Annotated in this window: 17 protein-coding genes; 10 read left to right on the forward strand and 7 right to left on the reverse strand. The window is 63.8% G+C overall.

The window, feature by feature from the left end:
- The first annotated feature begins 3 nt into the window (after positions 1-3).
- Together AC1D0N_RS07135 and AC1D0N_RS07140 are read left to right on the forward strand one after the other, a co-directional pair.
- A complete protein-coding gene (locus AC1D0N_RS07135) occupies positions 4-297 on the forward strand; it encodes a hypothetical protein (RefSeq protein ID WP_477242731.1) in 294 nt (97 codons plus the stop codon).
- A 4-nt stretch (positions 298-301) separates the two neighbouring features.
- Complete coding sequence (locus tag AC1D0N_RS07140) at positions 302-838, forward strand: DinB family protein (protein WP_477242732.1); 537 nt, start codon at positions 302-304, stop codon at positions 836-838.
- A gap of 213 nt (positions 839-1,051) precedes the next feature.
- On the opposite strand, the gene hppD is transcribed toward AC1D0N_RS07140, so the two are convergent.
- Complete coding sequence (gene hppD / locus AC1D0N_RS07145) at positions 1,052-2,167, reverse strand: 4-hydroxyphenylpyruvate dioxygenase (RefSeq protein ID WP_477242733.1); 1,116 nt, start codon at positions 2,165-2,167, stop codon at positions 1,052-1,054.
- Between the two features lie 139 nt (positions 2,168-2,306).
- Here hppD and AC1D0N_RS07150 point away from each other — a divergent pair, with 139 nt between their 5' ends.
- Positions 2,307-2,774 (forward strand): Lrp/AsnC family transcriptional regulator, encoded by a 468-nt coding sequence (locus AC1D0N_RS07150; protein ID WP_477242734.1) that lies wholly within the window; start codon positions 2,307-2,309, stop codon positions 2,772-2,774.
- Here the strand turns inward: AC1D0N_RS07150 and AC1D0N_RS07155 are convergent.
- From AC1D0N_RS07155 to aztA, 4 genes are all read right to left on the reverse strand, one after another.
- Complete coding sequence (locus AC1D0N_RS07155) at positions 2,771-3,109, reverse strand: protein tyrosine phosphatase family protein (RefSeq protein ID WP_477242735.1); 339 nt, start codon at positions 3,107-3,109, stop codon at positions 2,771-2,773. The genes AC1D0N_RS07150 and AC1D0N_RS07155 overlap by 4 nt on opposite strands.
- 122 nt (positions 3,110-3,231) lie before the next feature.
- A complete protein-coding gene (aztC, locus tag AC1D0N_RS07160; RefSeq protein ID WP_477242736.1) occupies positions 3,232-4,173 on the reverse strand; it encodes a zinc ABC transporter substrate-binding protein AztC in 942 nt (313 codons plus the stop codon).
- A 25-nt stretch (positions 4,174-4,198) separates the two neighbouring features.
- A complete protein-coding gene (gene aztB / locus AC1D0N_RS07165; protein ID WP_477242737.1) occupies positions 4,199-5,074 on the reverse strand; it encodes a zinc ABC transporter permease AztB in 876 nt (291 codons plus the stop codon).
- On the reverse strand, positions 5,074-5,904 hold the full coding sequence (gene aztA / locus AC1D0N_RS07170; RefSeq protein WP_477242738.1) for a zinc ABC transporter ATP-binding protein AztA: 831 nt from the start codon (positions 5,902-5,904) through the stop codon (positions 5,074-5,076). Before aztA ends, aztB begins: the two co-directional genes overlap by 1 nt.
- Before the next feature lie 225 nt (positions 5,905-6,129).
- Between aztA and AC1D0N_RS07175 the strand changes: the two genes are divergently transcribed.
- The gene (locus AC1D0N_RS07175) at positions 6,130-6,474 is read left to right on the forward strand and encodes a RidA family protein (protein WP_354459415.1); all 345 of its coding nucleotides are present in this window, start codon (positions 6,130-6,132) and stop codon (positions 6,472-6,474) included.
- A 195-nt stretch (positions 6,475-6,669) separates the two neighbouring features.
- Here AC1D0N_RS07175 and hutC read toward each other — a convergent pair whose 3' ends face one another.
- The gene (gene hutC, locus AC1D0N_RS07180; RefSeq protein ID WP_477242739.1) at positions 6,670-7,410 is read right to left on the reverse strand and encodes a histidine utilization repressor; all 741 of its coding nucleotides are present in this window, start codon (positions 7,408-7,410) and stop codon (positions 6,670-6,672) included.
- On the reverse strand, positions 7,407-8,759 hold the full coding sequence (locus AC1D0N_RS07185) for a formimidoylglutamate deiminase (RefSeq protein ID WP_477242740.1): 1,353 nt from the start codon (positions 8,757-8,759) through the stop codon (positions 7,407-7,409). Before AC1D0N_RS07185 ends, hutC begins: the two co-directional genes overlap by 4 nt.
- 98 nt (positions 8,760-8,857) lie before the next feature.
- On the opposite strand from AC1D0N_RS07185, the gene hutI reads away from it, so the two are divergent.
- The 6 genes from hutI to AC1D0N_RS07215 all read left to right on the forward strand — a co-directional run bounded on the left by hutI (position 8,858) and on the right by AC1D0N_RS07215 (position 23,590).
- Positions 8,858-10,093 carry an imidazolonepropionase gene (hutI, locus tag AC1D0N_RS07190; protein WP_477242741.1) on the forward strand — a complete coding sequence of 412 codons (1,236 nt, stop codon included), beginning with the start codon at positions 8,858-8,860 and terminating at the stop codon, positions 10,091-10,093.
- A complete protein-coding gene (hutH, locus tag AC1D0N_RS07195; RefSeq protein ID WP_477242742.1) occupies positions 10,090-11,634 on the forward strand; it encodes a histidine ammonia-lyase in 1,545 nt (514 codons plus the stop codon). Before hutI ends, hutH begins: the two co-directional genes overlap by 4 nt.
- The gene (gene hutG, locus AC1D0N_RS07200; RefSeq protein ID WP_477243109.1) at positions 11,628-12,443 is read left to right on the forward strand and encodes an N-formylglutamate deformylase; all 816 of its coding nucleotides are present in this window, start codon (positions 11,628-11,630) and stop codon (positions 12,441-12,443) included. Before hutH ends, hutG begins: the two co-directional genes overlap by 7 nt.
- A 34-nt stretch (positions 12,444-12,477) precedes the next feature.
- The gene (gene hutU / locus AC1D0N_RS07205; protein WP_477242743.1) at positions 12,478-14,148 is read left to right on the forward strand and encodes a urocanate hydratase; all 1,671 of its coding nucleotides are present in this window, start codon (positions 12,478-12,480) and stop codon (positions 14,146-14,148) included.
- A gap of 9 nt (positions 14,149-14,157) precedes the next feature.
- Positions 14,158-14,745 (forward strand): HutD/Ves family protein, encoded by a 588-nt coding sequence (locus AC1D0N_RS07210; protein WP_477242744.1) that lies wholly within the window; start codon positions 14,158-14,160, stop codon positions 14,743-14,745.
- Between the two features lie 268 nt (positions 14,746-15,013).
- Complete coding sequence (locus AC1D0N_RS07215; protein WP_477242745.1) at positions 15,014-23,590, forward strand: glycoside hydrolase family 94 protein; 8,577 nt, start codon at positions 15,014-15,016, stop codon at positions 23,588-23,590.
- Positions 23,591-23,952 lie beyond the last annotated feature (362 nt).

Below are 23,952 nucleotides of genomic sequence, written 5' to 3' on the forward strand. Positions count from 1 at the left end.
TGAATGACAGGCGAGGCGTTCTATCTGCTGGCCGGCGTCTGGGCGCTTGCCATACTGGCGGTCTTCATCCAGGCGATCCGGCTGAGCTACCGCATCGAGGCGCGCTCGCCTGACCTGACCAATCGCAGCGGTTTTCCACGCAAGGCGATGATGTTCCACACCGTCACCAACACGAATGTGGCGCGGGATGAGGAAACACAGGCGCTGCGCCAGCGCATGAACAGGCTTTTGCTGATCGTTCTCGCCGGATTCGTGCTTATGTGGGCTGGCTTGTATCTGGTCCGGTCGGCCGGATGAAATCATGAACCTGCTCGACCATCTGCGCCGCATGGCCGGCAACAATCTCTGGTCGAACGACCGGCTCTACCGCGCCGTGCTGCAGCTCAAGCCCGGGGAATTCGAAGCCGAACGCACCAGCTTTTTTCCGTCGCTCAAGGCAACGCTCAACCACATCCTCGCGGTCGATCATCTCTATCTCGATTTCCTCGAGGAGGGTGGTGTGGGGGCGGCCGCTTATGACGATTTCCTGCTCATCGACGAACCTGAGGCGCTGTTTGCCGCGCAGGTCGCGGCCGACCGGCGCCTGATCGCGTTCTGCGACCGCCTATCGGCGGGGGATCTCGACCGTCAGGTCGCCACCGACCGGCGCGAGGATGGCATGATCCCGGAGCGCATCGGCGACATCCTCGCCCACGTTTTCCTGCATGACATCCATCACCGCGGCCAGGTGCACGCGATGCTGTCCGGCACCTCGGTCGCGCCACCGCAGCTGGATGAGTTTCTGCTCGACTATGATTTGAAGGTGAGGAAGGAAGAGGTCGAGCGTCTGGGACTGTGATCGACCGCTTCCCAATGTTGGCGCCGCCCCTCATTGCCCTGCCGGGCATTTCTCCCCGTAAACGGGGCGAAAAAGGCTGGCCGCAACGCCGGCGCCATCTTCTCCGACGGTGGCACTTCGCGAAAGCAGTCGCAACAGCGTCCCTCGCCCCGTTTACGGGGAGAGGATGCCGGCAGGCAGGTGAGGGGCAGCTCGACGTTGGTAATCTGAGCGCTAGGCCGCTTTTCCGTCGACCTTGATCACGCCGCGCTTGATCTGGTCCTGCTCGATCGATTCGAAGAGGGCGCGGAAATTGCCTTCGCCAAAGCCTTCGTCGCCCTTCCTCTGGATGAACTCGAAGAAGATCGGGCCGATCACGGTTTTCGAAAAAATCTGCAGCAGGATCTTGGTCATGCCGCCGTCGACCACGCCTTCGCCGTCGATCAGGATGCCGTGCTTCTTCATCCGCTCGATCGGCTCGTCATGGCCGTTCACGCGGTCATACGACATGTCGTAATAGGTCTCCGGCGGACCGGGCATGTACTTCAGCCCGTTGTCGGCCAGCTTGTCGGTGGCAGCGTAGATTTCGTCGGTGCCGACGGCGATGTGCTGGATGCCTTCGCCATTGTACTTCTTCAGATATTCGGCGATCTGGCTGGTCTCGTCCTTGGATTCGTTCAGCGGAATGCGGATCTTGCCGCAGGGCGAGGTAATCGCCCGGCTGACCAGGCCGGTGATCTTGCCGTCAATGTCGAAGAAATGGATCTGCTTGAAGCCGAACAGCTCGCGGTAGAACGCCCACCATTTGTCCATCTGGCCGCGATAGACATTGTGGGTGAGGTGGTCGAGATAATAGAAGCCGACGCCTTGCGGCCGCGGGTCGCGCGCGCCCAGCCAGTCGAACTCGGCGTGATAGGCCGAACCCTTCTTGCCATAGGTTTCGACGAAATAGAGTAGCGAGCCGCCAATGCCGACAATGGCCGGTACATCCAGCGCCTTGTCGGCGCCTTCATACGGCGTGGCGCCCTTGGCAACGGCATGGTCGAAGGCATGCTTGGCATCGACCACCCGCCAGGCCATCGAGGCGGCACACGGGCCGTGCTTGTCGACGAACTTCATTGCATGCGAGCCCGGCTCGGCATTGACGACATAGTTGATATCGCCCTGCCGCCAAATGGTGATGGCCTTAGTGCGGTGCCTGGCCACCGCCACATAGCCCATGCGGGTGAACAGTTCGGCGAGCTTTTCCGGCTCCGGATGCGCGAACTCGACGAATTCGAAACCGTCTGTGCCGGCCGGGTTGGCGGCGCTGATCTTTGCGGGCGGTGCGTCGTGCGGGAAGGGACCCATGGCAGTGCTCCAAAACTGGCAGCGGCCGCATCGGGCCACATTTGCGCAATCATAGCGCGGATCGGTCGCACGATGCTTGCATTCAAACGCTTGAAATGATCAGATCATGCGTAAGTCGTGCATGAATTGGATAAAGATCATGGATGAAACGCGTATCGATCAGTTCGACCGCAAGATAATGGCGCTTCTACAGGGCGACGCGCGGCTGACCAACAACGACCTGTCGGAGCGGGTGAACCTCTCGGCGTCGCAATGCTCGCGCCGCCGCCAGCGGCTGGAGGAAGACGGCTACATCAAGGGCTATCGTGCGGTGCTCGACCGCGACAAGCTCGGCTTTTCACTGGTCAATGTCATCTCGGTGACATTGGCCACCCACAACCGTGACAATGCCAGGCGCTTCGGCGAGCTGCTGGCGCGGCTGCCGGAGGTGCAGGAAGCGCACGCGCTGACCGGCGAGATGGACTACATATTGAAAGTGGTGACGCCCGACCTCAAGTCGCTGTCGGAATTCGTCAACGGCGTGCTCTTGCCGCACGAATCCGTACAGCACGTGAAGACGGCGATCGTGCTGGAGACGCTCAAGGAAACCGGCGCGCTGCCGATCTAACCCTTCGACTGCTGGATCAGCCCATAAAGGTTGGTGCAGCGCGCGCCGGAGCGGCAGTAGGCGAACACCGGGCCGTCGAGTTCGTCGAGCGCCTCGGCCTGGTCCTCGACATTCTCGGCCGTGATCTGGCCGCTGATGACGGGGATGTAGCGGAAGGCGAGACCTGCGGCTTCGACCGCGGCCTTGAGCGTGCCGGCTGAGGGTTGGCCTGGCTGCTCGTTATCCGGCCGGTTGCAGATGACGCTCTTGAAGCCGGCTTCCTTGATGGCGGCGACGTCTTCGGGCTGGATCTGGCCCGAGACCGAATAGTCCTCGCTGATCTCACGATATTCCATGGCACTGTCCTCGCAATCTGATTTGCAGGGAGTCTTGCCACTCCCTGATGGGATCGGCAACTGCCGTCAGGTAGAATCCGGCCGGGCTGTCTCAGCCCGACCGAATGGAAATGGCCAGGCAATCAACTGCCAAGGATCGCGCCTTTGATCTGGGCGATGTTGTTGTGCATCATGTCGATATAGGTCGCGGCCGGGCCATCGGGCTGCGACAGCGCATCCGAATAGAGCGTGCCGCCCACCTTGATGCCGGTTTCGCTGGCGATCTGCTCGATCAGCCGCGGGTTGGTGATGTTCTCGACGAAGATCGCCGCGGCCTTGTCCTGCTTGACCTGATTGACCAGTTTGGCGACGTCGGCGGCCGAAGGCTCGGAGTCGGTCGACACGCCTTGCGGGGCGAGGAAGGTCAGGCCGTATGCGTGCTCGAAATAGCCAAAAGCGTCATGCGAGGTGATGACGACGCGCTTTTCCTCAGGGATCGAGGCGATCGCCGCCTTCACTTCGCCTTCGACCGCATCGAGCTTCTTCGTGTAGGCGGCGGCATTGGTCTGGTAGCTGACGCATCCAGCTGAATCGGCGGCGCAGAAGGCGTCGGCGATGTTCTTCACGTAGATCTTGGCATTGGCGATCGACTGGAAGGCATGCGGATCGGTGACCGTCTTGCCACCGCCGGTGTCGGCTCCTTCGGCTGCATCGGCATCGGCGAATTCGGGTTTGAAATCGATCGGCGTCACGCCCTTGGTCAAGGTGACGATCGAGGCCTTGGTGGCGCTGGCATCGACCAGGCGCTGCAAAAAGCCTTCGAAATGCAGGCCGTTGACCAGCACCAGATCGGCTCCCGCCATCGCCACCGCGTCAGCCGGGCTCGGCTCGTAGACATGGGCGTCGCCATCCGGCCCGACGATGGTGGTGACAGCGATGCGGTCGCCGCCAACGTTCTTGGCGAAATCGGCAATGACGGTGAAGCTGGCGACCACTTTCAGCGGTGCTGCGAAGGCCGATGAAGCGCCAAAGGCGGATAATGTTATAACGCTCATCGCCAAGGCGGCGCGGATCGATTTCAGCATTTAGAGGTCTCCTTGTTAGGGGGGATCAGGCCGTTCTGTGACGGTGGTGGACGATGCGGGCGCGCAGAATGCCGCGCGTGCCGAACAGGATCGAAGCGAAGTAGACGACGCCCGCCGACAGGATGATGGCCGGGCCGGATGGCAGCGAGGCGTGATAGGACAACAGCAGCCCGGCAATGCATGAGGCAAAGCCGATCAGCACCGCCAGCACGCACATCGGCTCGACACGTGTCGTCCAGAAGCGGGCGGCGGCGGCCGGCAGCATCATCAACCCGACCGACAGAAGCGTGCCGAGCGCCTGAAAACCGCCGACGAGGTTGAGCACGACGAGGCCGAGGAAGATGAAATGCACTGGGCTGCCGAGCCGGCTGACTGAGCGCAGGAACAGCGGGTCGAGGCATTCGGCGACCAGAGCCCGCCAGAAAATGGCGAGGCTGACCAGCGTCAGCAACACGATACCGCCGATCAGCGTCAGCGCTTCATTGTTGAGCGCCAGAACGGTGCCGAACAGCACATGCATGAGATCGACGCTGGAGCCTCTGATCGACACCATCAGCACGCCGATGGCCAGCGAAATCAGATAAAAGGCCGCCATCGAGGCGTCCTCGCGCTGGATGGTGAAGCGCGATACAGCGCCGGCGCCGAGCGCGACGATGATGCCGGCGATCAGGCCGCCAATGGTCATCGGCAGGATTTCCAGGCCGTACAGCAGGAAGCCGGCGGCAGCGCCGGGCAGGATGGCGTGGGCCATGGCGTCACCCGACAGGCTCATGCGCCGCAGCATCAGGAACACACCGACCGGGCAGGCGCCGAGCGACAGCATCAGCGAGCCGAACAGCGCCCGTTGCATGAAGCCGAAATCGGCGAAGGGCGCGATGAAGAGGCCGTAGAAAAAGTCCATTAGGCCGCCCTCGGTCCTGGGCCGTGATGATGGTCATGATCATGGTCGTGCCCATGAGCATGGTCGTGGCCGCTGTGGTCATGCGCGTGATCGTGGCCGTCCGGCTCGCACCACGGCGCATTCTCTTCCCAGGCCTCGTGGAAGCGGCGGGCGCGCAACAGGTTTTCCGGCCGCAGCGTCTCCTTCGTCTCGCCCCAGGCGATCGGCTGGCGCGCCAAAAGCAGCGTTTCGGGGAAATTCTGCCGCACCAGATCGAGGTCGTGGACGACGACCATGATGGTGCGTTCCTCGCCGTGCCAGCGCTTGATCAGCGCGATCAGGTCACCGACCGTCTTGCTGTCGACGGCGTTGAACGGTTCGTCGAGCAGGATCAGGTCGGCGTCCTGCAACAGCACGCGGGCAAACAGCGTGCGTTGCAGCTGGCCGCCCGACAGCGTATCGATCGGCCGCTTCTCAAAACCGCCGAGGCCGACAGCCATCAGCGCCTGGCTGACGGACTCGCGATCTTCATTGGTGTAACGGCCGAGCATGCCTCGCTTTGGCCACAGGCCAAGCGAGACCAGATCGACGACGCGGGCAGGGAAGGAGCGGTCGAGTTCCGACTGCTGCGGCAGATAGGCGGCACGCACGCCGGGGGCCCGCGTCACAGCACCCGCCATCGGCTTCAATACGCCGACGATACCTTTCATCAAAGTTGACTTGCCCGAACCATTGGCACCGACCACGGCGGTCAATGAGCCCTTGCGTATGGTGCCGTCGAGATGATGGATCGCCGGGTGGCTGCCATAGCCAAGCGTCAGGTCGCGGAAGGTCAGGCAGTTTGTTGTCATTCAACGATCCGTGGGCGATACGGGCGGCAGCGGGCAGCGGCCGATTGGATATGTGATGTTATTACATTAGTCAACAAGCCAATCCGGCGGAATTGCGGCGCCCCGGTCAACTTGCCGTGTGCCTTTTTGAACGCCTTGGCTCAAAAGGATTCGCGTGGGCGACCTTGCCCGAAACCGGCGGCGACTCTAAAGAGGCGCAACCGACAAAAAGGAAGGAAACATCCCATGAGTATTCGTCGCATCGATGTTGGCCCGCGCATGAGCCAGATCGTCATTCACGGCAACACCGTCTATCTCGCCGGTCAGGTCGGTACGCCCGGCGCAAGCGTCGGCGAGCAGACCAAGTCGATCCTGGCTTCTATCGACGAATTGCTGGCCAAGGCCGGCACCGACAAGACCAAGATCCTGCAGGCGATCATCTGGCTGGCCGACATGGGCACCTTCGCCGAGATGAACAAGGAATGGGACAAGTGGGTGCCGCAAGGCAACACGCCCGCCCGCGCCACAGGCGAGGCCAAGCTTGCCGGCCCGGAATACACGGTCGAGATTATTATTACTGCGGCGATTTGAGGCAAAGTTGAAGCTGCCAATCTCCCCCCTCGTGGGGGAGATGCCCGGCAGGGCAGAGGGGGGCGCTGTCCCTCCAGCCTTGCAGCTTAACTGGTGCCGTCTCGGAGAATTCCAAGGCAGGCAAAATCAAGAGTCGCGCTCTACGGCGCCCCCCTCTGTCCTGCCGGACATCTCCCCCACAAGGGGGGAGATCAATCACCCCTGCGACGGCGTGAACCTTGCAACCAACGTGTGGCTCTCCGCCGGATAAATAAAGCGCACATGCGTCACCGGGTGCTCGGCGCTCCATGTCCTGCGCTCGACCACCAGGCACGGCGCGCCGGCTTCGATATCGAGTGCCGCCGCAATGTGCTTGTCGGCAGCAATGGCGCGAATGCGGTGCTCGGCCGCACTCCACGGCACGCGGCCGATCAGCCACGGGCCAGGGGCGGTGCCGAGAAATTCTTCGTCCGCAGCTTCAGGAACGGCGGTCAGGTTGATCAGCCGCTGTTCATGGGCGAACGGCCGCTTGCCGGCGAAATGCCGGCATTCCAGCGCCACAACCGGTCCTGCGGCGCTGAGTTCCAGCAAGCTGCGATCGTCGGTGCTGCTGCGCCGTTTCAGCCGCGCCACCCGCTCATAGCGGTAGGGCAGGCCGAGCGCCTCAACCTCGATCCTGATGTCGTGGATTTCCAGCACCGCCGCTTGCGACTGCGGCCGGCGCACGAAACTGCCGGAGCGCCGCCGCCGCTCGATCAGCCCGGCCTTGGCTAGCTGCGACAGCGCCTTGTTCACCGTCATGCGCGAGCAATTATATTCCGCCGTCAGCTCATGCTCGAACGGGATGCGGTGGCCGGGCGCCCAGGCGCCGGACAGGATTTTTTCGCTGATGTCGGACAGGATGCGCTGGTGGAGCGAGCCGCCACCCTCCGCATCCAATGCCGCGATCATGCTCATGCCGCAAGTACCGTCATTACCTGGCGAAAGCGCGCGGCAATGGCATCGCGCCTCGCGTGCCTGCCACCGCTGACCAGTTTCTGGCCATGCACCCAGACGCAATCGACCTTGCTGCCATTGGCGAAGATCCAGGCGTCCAGCACGGCATCGTCGCTCTTGCCGGTCAGCGAGGGGTGGTTGCCGTCCAGCGACACGAAATCAGCCGGAGCACCGGCAGCGATGCGTGACGGACGGGCGCCAAGCGCTGCACTACCGCCATCGAGTGCCGCATCAAACAGAGCACGCCCAGTCGAGCCACCGGCGACGGCCAGCACGTTACGGGCGCGGTGCGCCAGGCGCTGCGAATATTCGAGCTGCCGCAACTCGTCGGGCAGGCCGATCAGCACGTTGGAATCGGAGCCGATGCCGAAGCGGCCGCCGTGCTGCGTGAACAAAGGTGCGGCAAACGTGCCGTCGCCAAGATTGGCCTCGGTGATCGGGCAGAGGCCGGCGATGGCGCCGCTTTTGGCCATGCCGATCGTTTCCGCCTCGGTCATGTGGGTGGCGTGGATCAGGCACCAACGGTGGTCGAGCTTGGCATTGGCGAGCAGCCATTCGACCGGCCGCGACCCGGACCAGGCCAGGCAATCCTCGACTTCTTTGACCTGTTCGGCGACGTGGATATGGATCGGCCCATCGGGCGTTATCGCGGCGACTGCAGTGAGTTCCTCCGGCGTCGCGGCACGCAGACTATGCGGAGCAACGCCGACCACGGCGTGATTCAACGCGCGGACCGATTCGCGGGCTTTCTCAACAAGCCGCGCGAACCTGCCCACATCGTTGATGAATCGCCGTTGGCCTTCGTTGGGGGCGGCACCGCCGAAGGACGAATGCGCATAGAACACCGGCAGCAGCGTCAGGCCGATGCCGGTTTCTGAAGCGGCAGCCGCGATGCGTTCGGCCATCTCGGCGATATTGGCATAGGGTTTTCCATCACGGTCGTGGTGGAGATAATGAAACTCGCCGACGCGCGAGAACCCGGCCTCCAGCATCTCAACATAAAGCTGGGCAGCGACGGCCTCGACCTGGTCCGGCGTCATTGACAGCGCAAAACGGTACATGACCTCGCGCCAGCTCCAGAAACTGTCGGCTGAGGGGCCGCGCAATTCGGCGAGACCGGCCATGCCGCGTTGGAAGGCGTGGCTGTGCAGGTTCGGCATGCCCGGCAAGAGAATGCCGTGGCGCTCATCGCCGGGCAGCGGTGACGTGTCCAGCTCGACCTTGGCGATGCGGCCGTCGCTTGTAGAGATCCGCACATTGGCATGCCAGCCGTCAGGCAGGAGCGCCTGTTCTGCAAAGATCGCCGTCACTTTTCTCTCCGGTTCTCTGTGTCTCATGGCATGATAGCACTTGCAGTGCGTTTCAATATGTATATACATAATCGTCATCCAATCAAACGGAAAAGATGATGGCTGCAGAAAGCAAAAGCCGGGCAGGGGCGGTTCGCATCTGGTGCAATGCGCGCCTGGCGACCATGGCCGAAAGCGCCGCTGGCCTCGGCATCGTCGAACACGGGACTGTTGCCGCGCGCCATGGTCTCATTGTCTTTGCCGGCCCCGAAACGGAGATGCCGGCGGCGCTCGCTCAGGGCGCGGAGACCATCGATTGCGAAGGCCGCTGGATCACGCCTGGGCTGATCGACTGCCATACCCACCTCGTCCATGCCGGCAACCGCGCCAACGAATTCGAGATGCGGCTTGCCGGCGCCACCTATGAAGAGGTCGCCAGGGCCGGCGGCGGTATCGTCTCCTCGGTCAAGGCGCTGCGAACCGCCAGCGAGGACGAACTGGTCGCTCAGTCGCTGCCGCGCCTCAATGCGCTGATCGCCGAAGGCGTCACCACAGTCGAAATAAAGTCGGGCTACGGGCTCGACCTCGAAAACGAGACAAAATCGCTGCGCGCGGCGCGGCAGTTGGGCAAAGAGCGGCCGGTGACGGTGCGCACAACCTTCCTCGGCGCTCACGCCCTGCCGCCGGAAGCCAAGGGCGACAAGGATGCTTTTATCGATCTGGTGGCAAAGACGATTCTCCCAGCGGTCGCCGCCGAAGGCCTGGCAGACGCCGTCGACGGTTTTTGCGAAGGCATTGCCTTTTCGCCGGAGCAGATGGCGCGCGTCTTCGATGCAGCCAAGGCGGCAGGCCTGCCCGTAAAACTCCATGCCGATCAGCTCTCCAACCTGCACGGCGCCGAACTCGCCGCGCGCTATGATGCGCTGTCGGCCGATCACCTCGAATACACCGACGAGGCGGGCGCCGCGGCGATGGCCAAGGCCGGAACCGTGGCGACGATCCTGCCCGGCGCCTACTACTTCATCCGCGAGACCAAGAAGCCGCCGGTCGGCCTGTTTCGCCAGCACGGCGTCAAAATGGCGGTTGCCACCGACAACAATCCCGGCACCTCACCGCTGACCTCGCTGCTTTTGACCATGAACATGGCGGCGACGCTCTTTGGCCTGACGGTCGACGAATGTCTGGCCGGCGTCACCCGCGAGGCCGCGCGTGCGCTTGGGCTGCTGGGCCAGACCGGCACACTCGAGGCGGGAAAATCCGCCGACCTGGCGATCTGGAACATCGAGCGCCCGGCCGAACTCGTCTATCGCATGGGCTTCAACCCGCTGCATGCCCGCATCTGGAGAGGACAATGACCGAACTCACCCTCAAGCCCGGCAACGCAACGCTGGCCGAATGGCGCGCCATCTATCGTGGCGCCGTGCCGAAGCTGGACGATGCGTGCCGTCCCAAAATCAAGGCCAGTGCCGAGGCGGTCGCCCGCATCGTCGCCAAGGGTGAACCGGTCTATGGCATCAACACCGGCTTCGGCAAACTGGCCAGCGTCCGCATTCCCGCTGCCGATCTCGAAACCCTGCAGCGCAACATCGTGCTGTCGCATGCCGCCGGTGTCGGCGAGCCGATGCCGGTCGCTGTTACCAGGCTGATGATGGCGCTGAAGCTGGCCAGTCTGGCGCAGGGCGCTTCAGGCGTGCGGCCACAGACCATCGAACTTCTGGAAGCGATGCTGGCCAACGACGTCATTCCTGTTGTGCCGGCGCAAGGCTCGGTCGGCGCCTCAGGCGACCTCGCGCCGCTGTCGCATATGACGGCGGTGATGATCGGTGTCGGCGAATGTTTTACCCCGCATGGCCGTTTCCCGGCCAAGGTCGCTTTCGTCTCGCACGGGCTGGAGCCGGTGACGCTCGGCGCCAAGGAAGGCCTCGCGCTGCTCAATGGCACCCAGTTTTCGACCGCCTATGCGCTGGCTGCCTTGTTCGAGGCTGAAGTGCTCTATCAGTCGGCGCTGGTCGCCGGCGCGCTGTCGACCGATGCCGCAAAAGGCTCGGACGCGCCCTTTGATCCGCGCATCCATCTACTCAGGAAACACCCCGGCCAGATCGAGACGGCGCAGGCGCTGCGCAATCTGATGGCCGGCAGTGCCATCCGTGAATCGCACCGCGTTGGTGACGAGCGCGTGCAGGATCCCTACTGCTTGCGCTGCCAGCCGCAGGTGATGGGCGCTGCCCTCAGCGTGCTGCGCCAGGCCGCCGATACGCTCGGCACGGAGGCCAATGGCGTCACCGACAATCCGCTGATCTTCGCCGAGGACGACACAGCACTTTCCGGCGGCAATTTCCACGCCGAGCCGGTGGCCTTCGCCGCCGACATGATCGCGCTTGCCGTCTGCGAGATCGGCTCGCTGTCGGAGCGCCGCATCGCCATGCTGGTCGATCCGGCGCTGTCCGGCATGCCGGCCTTCCTGACGCCGAAGCCCGGCTTGAACTCCGGCTTCATGATCCCTCAGGTGACGGCGGCCGCACTCGTCTCCGAGAACAAGCAGAAAGCCTATCCGGCCAGCGTCGATTCCATCCCGACCTCCGCCAACCAGGAGGACCACGTGTCGATGGCAGCGCACGGCGCGCGCCGGCTGATTGGCATGGTCGAGAACGCGACGGCAGTCATCGGCATCGAATTGCTGGCCGCGGCACAAGGCTGCGATTTCCATGCGCCTTTGGCGTCGAGCGTAGCCCTTGAAGCGGTGCGCAAGCTGGTGCGGGCCGAAGTGCCGCATCTCGACAATGACCGGCATTTCCACCCAGACATGGAAAAGGCCATCGTCATGGTGCGCAGCGGCGCAGCTGTCAGGGCGGCAAGCGCAATCGCGCTGCCATCCATTTCGGGAGCGGCATTGTGACCAACTGGCTCACCGTGACGCGCGGCACGGCACCTCTGCTGGTGTCGATCCCGCATACCGGCATCGATCTCTCCGGCCTCGAAAACCGGCTGGTATCGCCTTGGCTCGGCCGCCGCGATTGCGACTGGTGGATCGACAATCTCTATGATTTCGCCGCCGGCCTCGGAGCGACCGTCGTTCACACGGCGATCTCGCGCACCGTCATCGACGTCAATCGCGATCCCTCGGGCGCTTCACTCTATCCCGGCCAGGCGACGACCGGTCTCTGCCCGACGGAGACTTTCGACGGCGACCCGCTTTACCGCGAGGGCGAGGAGCCGGGGCCATCGGAGGTCGACGAACGGCGCGAGAAATTCTTCGTGCCCTATCATGCTGCCCTGCAGGCCGAGATCGATAGGCTGCGTGCCCTCCACGAAAAAATCGTGGTCTATGACTGCCATTCGATCCGCTCGGTGCTGCCACGCCTGTTCGAGGGCACACTGCCGGTGTTCAACCTCGGCACCAATGACGGCAAGAGCGCCGACCCTGTGCTGCAAGCGATGGTCGGCCAGATCATGGCCGAGACCGGCGAAACGTCTGTTGTCAATGGCCGTTTCAAGGGCGGTTGGATTACGCGCCATTTCGGCCAACCGCAGAACGGCGTCCATGCGCTGCAGATGGAGTTGTCTAATCGCGGCTACATGCGTGAGCCCGAGGGGAAGGGCGCACCCGACACTTGGCCCGTGCCTTATGACGCCGAATTCGCAGCGCCGATCCGCGCGACGCTGAAGAAAATTCTCGAAAACGCGATTTCATGGGCTGAGCGCTGAGCCGCGCCGCACATCTCATTCGAAAGGGAACGACATGAACGATCCTCGCCACAACATTCGTGAAGTCCGCAGCCCCCGCGGCAACAAGCTCAACGCCCGGAGCTGGCAGACCGAAGCGCCTTTGCGCATGCTGATGAACAATCTCGACCCGGAGGTCGCCGAGAACCCCAATGAGCTGGTCGTCTATGGCGGTATCGGCCGTGCCGCCCGCACCTGGAACGATTTCGACCAGATCGTCGCCTCGCTGAAGACGCTTGGCGACGACGAGACGCTGCTGGTGCAGTCGGGCAAGCCGGTCGGTGTGTTCCGCACCCACGCCGATGCGCCGCGCGTACTCATTGCCAATTCCAACATCGTGCCGCACTGGGCGACCTGGGATAAATTCAACGAGCTCGATAAGAAGGGTCTCATGATGTACGGCCAGATGACGGCCGGCTCGTGGATCTATATTGGCACGCAAGGCATCGTGCAGGGCACCTACGAGACCTTCGTCGAAGCCGGTCGCCAGCACTATGGCGGCAATCTCAAGGGAAAATGGATCCTGACCGGCGGCCTCGGCGGCATGGGCGGCGCCCAACCGCTGGCGGCCGTCATGGCCGGCGCGTGTTGCCTGGCGATCGAATGCAATCCGGACTCGATCGATTTCCGCCTGCGCACCCGCTACGTCGACGAGAAGGCCGAGACGCTCGATGAGGCGATGGCGATGATCGAGCGCTGGACGAAGGCCGGCGAGGCGAAGTCGGTCGGCCTGCTCGGCAATACGGCCGAGATCGTCCCGGAAATGTTCAGGCGCGGTATTCGCCCCGACATGGTCACCGACCAGACTTCGGCGCACGACCCCATCAACGGCTATCTGCCGAAGGGCTGGACGATGGCTGAATGGCGCGAGAAGCGCGTCTCCGATCCAAAGGTGGTCGAAAAGGCGGCGCGTGCGTCGATGCGCGAGCATGTCGAGGCCATGGTCGCGTTCTGGAACGCCGGCGTGCCGACGCTCGACTACGGCAACAACATCCGCCAGGTGGCCAAGGATGAGGGTTTCGAGAACGCCTTTGCCTTCCCGGGCTTCGTGCCGGCCTATATCCGCCCCCTGTTTTGCCGCGGCATCGGCCCGTTCCGCTGGGCGGCTCTCTCCGGCGATCCCGAGGATATCTACAAGACCGACGCCAAGGTTCGCGAACTGACGCCCGGCAACACCCATCTGCACAACTGGCTCGACATGGCGCGCGAGCGCATCGCCTTCCAGGGCCTGCCGGCCCGCATCTGCTGGGTCGGTCTCGGCGATAGGCACAGGCTGGGACTGGCCTTCAACGAGATGGTGGCCAAGGGCGAACTCAAGGCACCAGTGGTCATCGGCCGCGATCATCTCGATTCCGGCTCGGTCGCCTCGCCGAACCGCGAGACGGAATCGATGAAGGACGGCTCGGATGCCGTCTCCGACTGGCCGTTGCTCAATGCACTGCTTAATACCGCGTCTGGCGCCACCTGGGTGTCGCTGCACCATGGCGGCGGCGTCGGCATGGGCTTTTCGCAGCATGCCGGCATGGTCATCGTCGCCGACGGCACCCGCGAAGCGGCCAAGCGCCTGGAGCGCGTTCTTTGGAACGACCCGGCGACCGGCGTCATGCGCCACGCCGATGCCGGTTACGACATTGCGATTGCCTGCGCCAAGGAGCACCAGCTCAATTTGCCAGGCATTCTCGGCTGAGCAGCACAAATGCGCATCCTGCGGGCAGCCGACTACCGCGTCATGCCGTGGAAGAATGGCGGCGGCACGACGACCGAGATCGCCGTTTCACCTGACGGCGCCGGGCTCGACGATTTCGACTGGCGCGTGTCGATGGCGCGGGTCGACAGCGGCGGGCCATTCTCCGGCTTTGCCGGCGTCGATCGAACGCTGGCCGTGCTGGAAGGCGAGGGCATCATCCTTGATATCGCCGGCCAGCCGCCGGCCACCTTGACCAGGGTTTCCGCTCCGCTTGCCTTTCCGGCCGATGTGTCGACATCAGCCGCGCTGATCGCCGGTCCGATCACCGATCTCAACGTCATGACCCGCCGCGGGCGGATGACCCACACGGTCGAGCGCTTGCTGCTTTCCGCTCCAACCGAGGTTCAGCCGGCGGCCGATACGACCCTCGTTCTGCCTCTCGACGGCGATGTCACGGTGGCCGGTGTAGCACCGGTCAGCATCGGACCGCTCGACGCGCTGCTGCTCGGGCCTGGGGCCGGGAAATTGCGCCTCGAGCCGGCCGGGGAGACGACCCTGTTCGTCATCCGCATCGAAGGTGTTTCCGGCAACGATTAACGCCTGTTGCCAAACATGATCGCAACCCTGGCGAAATATCGCGTAAGCTGTTGGCCGTATCACGAAAAAGCCCGAATCCTTCCGTCGATCAAATGCGGACGGGAGCGTGGGGCGCTCGTCTTTGAGTTGCTGAGGGATGACGCCCTGTCGCGGTGCGAAAACAAACTTTCGGCCAAGTGTTGCGATGCAACCAATTGCATTTGAAACGGTTTTAGGGACATTGCCGTGGCGGTGACGCCGCATTGCGTCCCCCCATGCGGAATTTTCAATGAATATTCAGACGAATCCTGCCCAGATCGAAAAGACGAGCGCCAGCTTCCCGGCCATCACCGAAGAGCCGATACGCTCCAATTTCCTGCCGGAGGATCGTCTGCGCACGCTGGGCGTCAGCCTTGCCAAGGGCGACCTTGCGGATCTGTTTGGCCTGACGCCATTCGACTTCCAGGCGCGCATCCGCGACAGCGCCAAGAAGATTCTCGAAGTCTACCGCTCGACCAATGCCGCGCAGGCGCGGGGCGAAACCATCACACCGGCGGCGCAATGGCTGCTCGACAACAATTATCTGGTCGAAGAGACCATTTTCCAGGTCAAGCGCGACCTGCCGCGCCGTTTCTACCGCCAGTTGCCGACCCTGAAGCTGTCCGAACGCGCCACCGTGCCGCGCGCGCTGGCGCTGGCATGGACCTATGTCGCGCATTCCGACAGCTCGGTCTCGGCGACCATGTTCAAGTCGATCGTCGAGGGTTTTCAGTTCATCGAGCCGCTGAAGATCGGCGAGCTGTGGGCGCTGCCGTCGCTGCTGCGCTTCGTCCTGATCGAAAACCTTCGCCGCATCGCGGTTCGCGTCAACCGCACAAGGCAGATGCGCCAGATTGCCAATGAGGTCGCCGACCGCGTGCTGGCCACCGACGACAGCGCCGACCGCCAGGCGATCCTTGCAAACTACGGCGCCCATGCGCAGGACACCACCTTCGCCACCCAGTTGCTCTACCGCCTGCGCGATGGATCGCAGAATGCCGGCCGGGCGCTGGAATGGCTGGAGGGTGAGCTCGAGAAGACCGGCTCCGACGCCGAGGAAATCATCATCAGCGAGCATCGCACGCTGTCCGGCGGCAACGTCACCACCGGCAACATCATCCGCGGCCTGCGTCTCATCAACGACGTCGACTGGACGGTGTGGTTCGAGGGCGTCAGCCGCATCGACACGCTGCTGCGCGAACGCACCGATTTCGCCGCACTCGATTTCTTCTCGCGCGACCAGTATCGGACTTCGATCGAGGAGCTGGCGCGCCGCTCCGATCTTTCCGAATTTCGTGTCGCTGAAACGGCGATCGAGCTTGCCGGCCATGCCGCTCCAGGCGATGCCTCAGGCACTTATGCGACCCCTTCCGATCCGGTTGCCAAGGCCGATGTCGGGTTCTTTCTCGTCGGTCCGCGCCGGCAGGAGCTGGAAAAGGCGATCGGCTATCGGCCGACCATCAGTGTTGCGGTCAAACGGGCATTCGCCAGGACCGGCTGGCTCGGCATCGTCGTGCCAGTGTTTGCGCTGACGGCGCTGCTTCTGGTCCTTTCCGGCAATGCGCTGGCCAATCTCGGCCTGTCGGTGCCGTCGATCGTCCTCATGCTGGTGCTGTTTGCCGTGCCGGCGAGCGAAGGCGCACTCGCCTTCTTCAACACCGTCGTGTCGCTGTTCCTGAAGCCGACGCGGCTCATCGGCTATGACTACAGGCACGGCGTGCCGGCCGAGGCGCGCACGCTGGTCGTGGTGCCATCGCTGATCGGCTCGCGCGACGACGTCGAGGAAAGCATCCGCAACATCGAAGTGCATCATCTCGCCAACACGGCCGATGAAATCCATTTCGCGCTGCTTTCGGACTGGCCGGACTCGAAGACCGAAATCGATGCGGCCGACGTCGAGATCCTGCAATATGCCCGCGACGAGATCGCCCGGCTGAATGCCCGCTATCCCTCAGAGGGCGCACCGCGCTTCTATGTCCTGCACCGCCGCCGGCTCTACAATGCCGCTCAAGGCTGCTGGATGGGCTGGGAGCGCAAGCGCGGCAAGTTGCACGAACTGGATCTGCTGCTGCGCGGCGACAGCGATACGACTTTCCTGCCGCCCGGTGTGCCGTTGCCGGAGAACGTCGTTCACGTCATGACGCTGGACGCCGATACTCGCACCACCCGTGACGCAGTCGCCACGCTGGTCGGTAAGCTTTGCCACCCGCTCAACCGTCCGCATTTCGACGCGGCCAAGCGCGTTGTGACCGCCGGTTACACCATCCTGCAGCCGCGCATCACCGCGTCCCTGACCAGCGGCGACGACGCCTCGTTCTTCCAGCGGGTGTTTTCCGCCAATCGCGGTCTCGATCCTTACGTCTTTGCCGTGTCGGATCTCTACCAGGACGTCTTCGGCGACGGCTCCTTCACCGGCAAGGGCCTCTATCACGTCGACGCCTTCGAGGCGGCGCTGAAAGGCCGCATCGAGGAAAACACCATTCTCAGCCACGACTTGCTCGAAGGCGCGCTGGCGCGCTCGGCGCTGGTCACCGACGTCGAGCTGGTCGAGGACTATCCGACCCGCTATTCGGTCGATGCGTCGCGTCACCATCGCTGGGCGCGTGGCGACTGGCAGCTTCTCGGTTTCATCCTCGACCCGCGCTCCGGCGTGCCGGCGCTGTCGCGCTGGAAGATGGTCGACAATTTGCGCCGCTCGCTGACGCCGATCTTCTGGGTGATGGCGGCGATCGCCGGCTGGACGCTGCTGCCGTTCACGCAGGCCGCGCAATGGCAGGCCCTGCTGATCCTCAGCCTGTTCATGGCGCCGACCTTCAATATCGTCAACGCCATCCTGCCGAAGAGTGGCGACCAGACGGCGCGTGGCCACTTCTCCGCTTTGGCGCGCGATGTCGCCTTTGGCACCGCCATGGTGGCGCTGAAGATCGTGCTGATGGCGCACAATGCCTGGATGATGGGCGATGCCATTGTGCGTACGCTCTACCGCCTGTTCGTCAGCCGACAGAACCTGTTGGAATGGCGCACGGCGTCGCAGGCGCATAAGAGCGGCGACAACGATATCGGCTCCTATTACGGCATGATGTATGGCGCCGTGATCATCGGCTTCGTCGGCCTCGCCATTCCGGTGCTGGCCGATTCCACCGGCGCCTTCGTTGCCTTCTTCTTCGCTTTGTTCTGGATCGGTTCGCCGGCCATTGCCGCCTGGATCAGCCGTTCTGCCGAAACCGAGGACCGGCTGCGCATATCGGCGGCCGACATCCATGCGCTGCGCACGGTGGCGCGTCGCACCTGGCATTATTTCGAAACCTTCGTGACGTCAGAACATCACAATCTGCCGCCGGACAATTTCCAGGAAAGCCCGGCGCCGGTCGTCGCGCCGCGCACGTCGCCGACCAATATCGGCGTCTATCTGCTATCCGTGGTTTCAGCGCGCGATTTCGGCTGGATCAGCCTGTCCGATGCCATCACCCGCATCGATGCCACGATGACGACCATCGAGAGCATGCCCCGCAACCGCGGCCATCTGTTCAACTGGTACGACACGACGACGCTGAAGCCGCTCTATCCGCTCTACATCTCGGCCGTCGACAGCGGCAATCTCGCTGGCCACCTGGTGGCAGTGGCTGCCGCCTGCGCCGAATGGGCCGAAGCGCCGTCCGTGCATCTTCAGGGCGATTTCGAAGGCGTTCTCGATACGGTGACGATCCTCGACGAGAGCCTCGAGGAACTGCCCGACGACCGCCGTCAGCTCAGGCCGTTGCGCCAGCGTCTGGCCGACCGCCTTGACGGAATGCGGCGCGCGGTGATGACGATCAAGGCGCAGCCGGAAATGGCGTCGATCCGTACCATCAACCTGGCGGTGCTCGCCGGCGAGATTCGCAAGCTCGCGACCGCCATCCACACCGAAGCCGCATCGCCGCGCAGCGACGTCATCGCCGACTGGGCGGCGCGGCTGGAGGCGACCTGCGAGGCGCATGTGCATGACTCGCACAGCGACGAAAACGCCATCGAAGCCTTGCGTGCCAAGCTGCTGGCGTTGCGCGAGCGTACGCGCCGCTTTGCCTTCGAGATGGAATTCGCCTTCCTGCTGCGGCAGGAGCGCAAGCTGCTGTCGATCGGCTACCGGGTCGAGGAACACCAGCTCGACGAGAGTTGCTACGACCTGCTCGCCTCGGAGGCGCGGCTGACCAGCCTGTTCGCCATCGCCAAGGGCGACCTGCCGACCGAGCACTGGTTCCGGCTTGGCCGGCCGATCGTCGAGATCGGTTTCCAGGGTGCGCTGATGTCCTGGTCCGGTTCGATGTTCGAATATCTGATGCCGCCGCTGGTGATGAAGGAGCCGCAAGGCTCGATCCTCAACCAGACCAGCAAGCTGATCATCAAGCGCCAGATCCAGTATGCCCGCTCGAAGAACGTGCCATGGGGGATTTCGGAAGCGGCCTACAACGCCCGCGATCGCGAACTGACCTACCAGTACACCAATTTCGGCGTGCCCGGCCTCGGCCTGAAGCGCGGCCTGGGCCAGAACACGGTGATCGCGCCTTACGCGACCGTGCTGGCGGCGCAGTTCACGCCGCGCGAATCCGTCCGGAATCTGGCCAGGTTGAAGGCGATCGGCGCCCTTGGCCGGCACGGCTACTACGACGCAGTCGATTTCACGCCGCAGCGCGTGCCTGAAGGCACTGACCATGCCGTCGTCTTGAACTACATGGCCCACCACTCCGGCATGTCGATCGCCGCCGTTGCCAACGCTATCTTCGAAGGCCGCCTGCGCGACCGCTTCCACAGCGACCCGGTAATCGAATCGGCCGAACTGCTGCTGCAGGAGAGGGCGCCGCGCGACATCCCGACCGCCACCGTCAGGACCGAGGCCGACGAGCGCTCGAAGGACGAAACCGAGCTTGAGAGCCCGGATTCCCGCATCATCCTCGATCCGGCCAAGGCGCTGCGTTCGACCAGCGTCATGTCCAATGGCCGCTACTCGGTCATGGTCACCGCCACCGGCTCCGGCTATAGCCGCTGGGGCGAACTTGCCGTCACCCGCTGGCAGCCGGACCCGACCGAGGACCGGCTTGGCTCCTATATCTTCCTTAGGGATGCCGGCACCGGCGACTGGTGGTCGGCGACATCAGAGCCGAAGCGTGCAACCGACGAACGCGTGCAGACGCTGTTTTCCGACGACAAGGCGAGTTTCGTCAAATCGGTGGGATCGCTACGTTCCGAGGTCGAATGCATCGTCATCTCGGAAGGCAATGGCGAGGGACGGCGGGTCACGCTGTTCAATGACGGCGCCACCGACCGTCATATCGAAGTAACCTCCTTTGCCGAGCTGGTTCTGGGTTCCGAGACGTCGGACAATGCACATCCGGCCTTTTCCAAGATGTTCGTGGAAACCGAGATCGCGGCCAACAACGCGGCGATCTTCGCCACTCGGCGCAAGCGCGACAAGAATGAACCAGACGTCACCGTGGTGCATTTCGTCACCGATCCGTCCGGGTCGGCGCGTGACGCCGAGGCGGAGACCGATCGTCGCGCCTTCATCGGTCGCGGCCGCACCATCGCCGAGGCGGCTGCCTTCGACCAGGGCGCCAAGCTTGGCGGCCATTCCGGTTTCACGCTCGACCCGGTCGCTTCGCTGCGCCGGCAAGTGCGCGTTCCCGCCAACAAGAAGATCTCGCTGACCTTCTGGACCGTGGTTGGCGCCAACCGTGCCGAACTGGATGAAGCCGTCGCGCGGCTCGATCATCCCGAAAGCTTCGCCCGCCAGGCGATGCTCGCCTGGACGCGCAGCCAGGTGCAGACACGCCATCTCGGCCTCAGCCTGACCGACGCCGCCAATGTGCAGAAGCTGGCGCGCTACCTGATCTATCCCGATCCGTTCCTGCGCCTTCCCGCGGAATCCATCGCGTCGGGGCTCGGCAAGCAATCCAGCCTGTGGCCGACCAGCATCTCCGGCGACTTCCCGATCTTCCTGGTCAGGATCGGCGACGTCGCCGATCTGGAGATCGTCGCCCAGGCGCTTCGCTTCCAGGAGTACATGCGCGCCCGCGGCATGATGATCGACTTCGTCGTCGTCAACGAGCAGGCTTCGTCCTACGTGCAGGACCTGCAGCGCGCCGTCGAGACGCTGTGCGAAAACAGCCGCTTGCGCGGCAAGGAACTCGGGCCGCGCCAGCACATCTTTGCCGTGCGCCGCGACCTGATGGACGAGGCGACCTACAAGACCTTGCTCGCCGTCGCCCGCGTCGTGCTGCACACCCGCAACGGCACCATCTTCGACCAGATCGAGCGCGCCGAGGCGGCAGCGCTGCAGGCGCGCGATGCACTGTTGCCGCCGGGTACGACAACCCTTCGCGAACCGTCCTTGCCGGTGCCGAGCGCGCCGGTATTTCATGCTCCGGTCGATAGCAGTGCTGACGGCAGCGGTCTCAGCCTGTGGAACGGGTTTGGCGGCTTCGAAGGCGACGGACGCCACTATGTCACCCGCCTTGCCGGCCGGCGCACAACGCCGCAGCCATGGATCAACGTCGTCTCCAACGCCTCGTTCGGCTTCCACGTTTCGGCGGAGGGCGCTGCCTTCACCTGGAGCCGCAACAGTCGCGACTATCAGCTGACGCCGTGGTCGAACGATCCGGTCTCAAACCGGCCGGGCGAGGGCATCTACATTTACGACCATGCCAGCGGCCGGGCGTTCTCGCCGACAGCCGCCGTGGTGCGCGATCCGGCCATGACCTATGAGACATGGCACGGCCAGGGCTTTTCGACCTTCCGCTCCAGGCGCGGGCCGCTGTCGATGGACCTGACCCATGTCGTCGATCCGCTCGACCCGGTGAAGATCACGCGGCTGCGCATCCAGAATTCGGGTTCGCTGCCGGCGCGGCTGCGCGTCTACGCCTATGCCGAATGGGTGCTTGGCGGTCATCGGTCGCGCACGGCTGCAACCATCGTTTCGTCAAGGGATGCCGCCACCGGCGCGCTCTTGGCGCAAAATCCCTACGGGCTGGATTTTGCCGAACGGGTGGCTTTCCTGGCCGCCGATGGCGCCGTGCATTCGGTGACATCCGACCGCGGCGAGTTCATCGGCAGGAACGGCACCAGCCAGCTGCCGCACGCTGTGCTGAGCGGTGCTGGCCTGTCGGGCCGGGTCGAGGCTGGCGACGATCCTTGTGCTGCCATCGCACGCGACGTCGACATCCCCGCCGGCGGCGACGTGACACTGCTCTGGCTGCTCGGCGACGCAGCTTCTCCCGAGGAGGCCAGTGCCCTGGTGCAGACCCACCGCGGTAAGGATTTCGATCAGCGGCTGGCCGACAATGAGCGCGAGTGGCGCGGCTTCCTCGACACCATCCAGGTCGAGACGCCGGACAAGGCGCTCGACGCCATGGTCAACCACTGGCTGCCCTATCAGAGCCTTGCCTGCCGCATCCGCGCCCGCTCCGCCTTCTACCAGGCGAGTGGCGCCTTCGGCTTCCGCGACCAGCTGCAGGACACGCTGGCCCTTCTGGCGCACGATCCGAAACTGGCGCGCGACCAGATCCTCAACGCGGCGCGGCGGCAATTCCCCGAGGGCGATGTGCAGCATTGGTGGTTGCCGCGCACCGATGCGGGCGTGCGCACCATGATCTCGGACGACGTGGTCTGGCTGGCGCACGCCACCGCACGTTATCTGCTGGTGACCGGCGACACCGCGATCCTCAAGGAGCAACTGCCCTTCATCGACGGGCAGGTGCTGGGTGAGGGCGAGCACGATGCCTTCTTCACCCCTGAAATCTCCAAGACCACCGCCTCGCTCTACGACCATTGCGCGCGGGCGCTCGACCTTGCCGTCAAGCGCAGCAGCCCTGCCGGACTGCCGCTGATCCTTGGCGGCGACTGGAACGACGGCATGAACCGCGTCGGCGAGCAGGGCAGGGGCGAGAGCGTCTGGCTGGGCTGGTTCCTTCTGAAGACGCTGGGCGACTTTGCCGCTGTCGCCAAGACGCAAGGCGACAGCAAGCGAGGGCAGGCTTGGACCAAGCATGCCGACGTGCTGAAGCGGGCGCTGGAAAGCACCGCCTGGGACGGGCAATGGTATCGCCGCGGCAGCTTTGACGACGGCACGCCACTGGGGTCGCACGATTCCGACGAATGCAAGATCGACTCGATCGCCCAGTCGTGGAGCGTGCTCTCGGGCGAGGGCGATCCGGCGCGCTCGACCACGGCCATGCAGCAGGCGACAAAGATGCTCGTCGATGACGAGCTCAAGATCGTCAAGCTGTTCACCCCGCCCTTCTCCAGGACGGAGAAGGATCCGGGCTACATCAAGAGCTATCCGCCGGGTGTCCGCGAGAATGGCGGCCAGTACACCCATGCGGCGACCTGGTTCGTCATCGCGCTCGCCGAGATGGGGCGCACCGACGACGCCTACCGCTGTTTCGCGATGCTCAACCCGGCCAACCACGCCCTCGATGAGGGTGCGGCCGAGCATTATCGGGTCGAGCCCTATGTCGTCGCCGCCGATATCTATGCCGGCGAAGGCAAGGGCGGGCGGGGCGGCTGGACCTGGTACACCGGCTCTGCCGGCTGGCTGTACCGGGCCGCGGTCGAAAGCATCCTCGGCATCGAACGGCGCGGCCAGAGCATCCAGTTCAGGCCGAAACTGCCGGGACATTGGGATGGCTATTCGGCCACCCTCAAAATGCTGGGCGCCGAAATCAAGCTTCGCGTCATCCGCGACAAAAAAGCCAAGGCTATCTCGCTCGAGGTCAACGGCACCAAGACAAAAGGGTCGTCTTTCGAACCCAAGGCCGGCGACAAGACCGACGTGATCGTCAGGATTCCGGCCTAAAGCGCCGCGTTCCGGAATGCCGCGCCCCTTTTTGGGGCGCGCCACAGTATCCATTCGAAATCGGAGAGCGTCCGCGGGCCGTACGGTGCTCATCGCTTTTACTTGGCCCGAGATAATCTCCGGCAAGCCGCCCGAGGGCTTCGGGGACGCGCGCAATCACTTGCTGATTAAAATTGTGGCAGGGTCCGTCCGCTGCCATGATTTTGCCGCAAGGCTGGCATTTCACCTTTTATCTCAAACCGTTAGATGATCACGCCAGATTTCGTGCCGTCGCCATGTTTTGTTCGCGAAATGGGAACTGACGCGGTACAGGGGCATTGTTTTGCGACGCATCAACAGGTACGAGTCTGAAAATGATGCAG

Source organism: Mesorhizobium sp. P2_E10, assembly GCF_056404235.1.

What these genes read in the sequence shown, in the direction of transcription:
- AC1D0N_RS07135 (WP_477242731.1), top strand. Translation starts at nt 4, where the DNA reads ATGACAGGCGAGGCGTTCTATCTGCTGGCCGGCGTCTGGGCGCTTGCC.
- AC1D0N_RS07140 (WP_477242732.1), top strand. Translation starts at nt 302, where the DNA reads ATGAACCTGCTCGACCATCTGCGCCGCATGGCCGGCAACAATCTCTGG.
- hppD (WP_477242733.1), bottom strand. Translation starts at nt 2,167, where the DNA reads ATGGGTCCCTTCCCGCACGACGCACCGCCCGCAAAGATCAGCGCCGCC.
- AC1D0N_RS07150 (WP_477242734.1), top strand. Translation starts at nt 2,307, where the DNA reads ATGGATGAAACGCGTATCGATCAGTTCGACCGCAAGATAATGGCGCTT.
- AC1D0N_RS07155 (WP_477242735.1), bottom strand. Translation starts at nt 3,109, where the DNA reads ATGGAATATCGTGAGATCAGCGAGGACTATTCGGTCTCGGGCCAGATC.
- aztC (WP_477242736.1), bottom strand. Translation starts at nt 4,173, where the DNA reads ATGCTGAAATCGATCCGCGCCGCCTTGGCGATGAGCGTTATAACATTA.
- aztB (WP_477242737.1), bottom strand. Translation starts at nt 5,074, where the DNA reads ATGGACTTTTTCTACGGCCTCTTCATCGCGCCCTTCGCCGATTTCGGC.
- aztA (WP_477242738.1), bottom strand. Translation starts at nt 5,904, where the DNA reads ATGACAACAAACTGCCTGACCTTCCGCGACCTGACGCTTGGCTATGGC.
- AC1D0N_RS07175 (WP_354459415.1), top strand. Translation starts at nt 6,130, where the DNA reads ATGAGTATTCGTCGCATCGATGTTGGCCCGCGCATGAGCCAGATCGTC.
- hutC (WP_477242739.1), bottom strand. Translation starts at nt 7,410, where the DNA reads ATGAGCATGATCGCGGCATTGGATGCGGAGGGTGGCGGCTCGCTCCAC.
- hutI (WP_477242741.1), top strand. Translation starts at nt 8,858, where the DNA reads ATGGCTGCAGAAAGCAAAAGCCGGGCAGGGGCGGTTCGCATCTGGTGC.
- hutH (WP_477242742.1), top strand. Translation starts at nt 10,090, where the DNA reads ATGACCGAACTCACCCTCAAGCCCGGCAACGCAACGCTGGCCGAATGG.
- hutU (WP_477242743.1), top strand. Translation starts at nt 12,478, where the DNA reads ATGAACGATCCTCGCCACAACATTCGTGAAGTCCGCAGCCCCCGCGGC.
- AC1D0N_RS07210 (WP_477242744.1), top strand. Translation starts at nt 14,158, where the DNA reads ATGCGCATCCTGCGGGCAGCCGACTACCGCGTCATGCCGTGGAAGAAT.
- AC1D0N_RS07215 (WP_477242745.1), top strand. Translation starts at nt 15,014, where the DNA reads ATGAATATTCAGACGAATCCTGCCCAGATCGAAAAGACGAGCGCCAGC.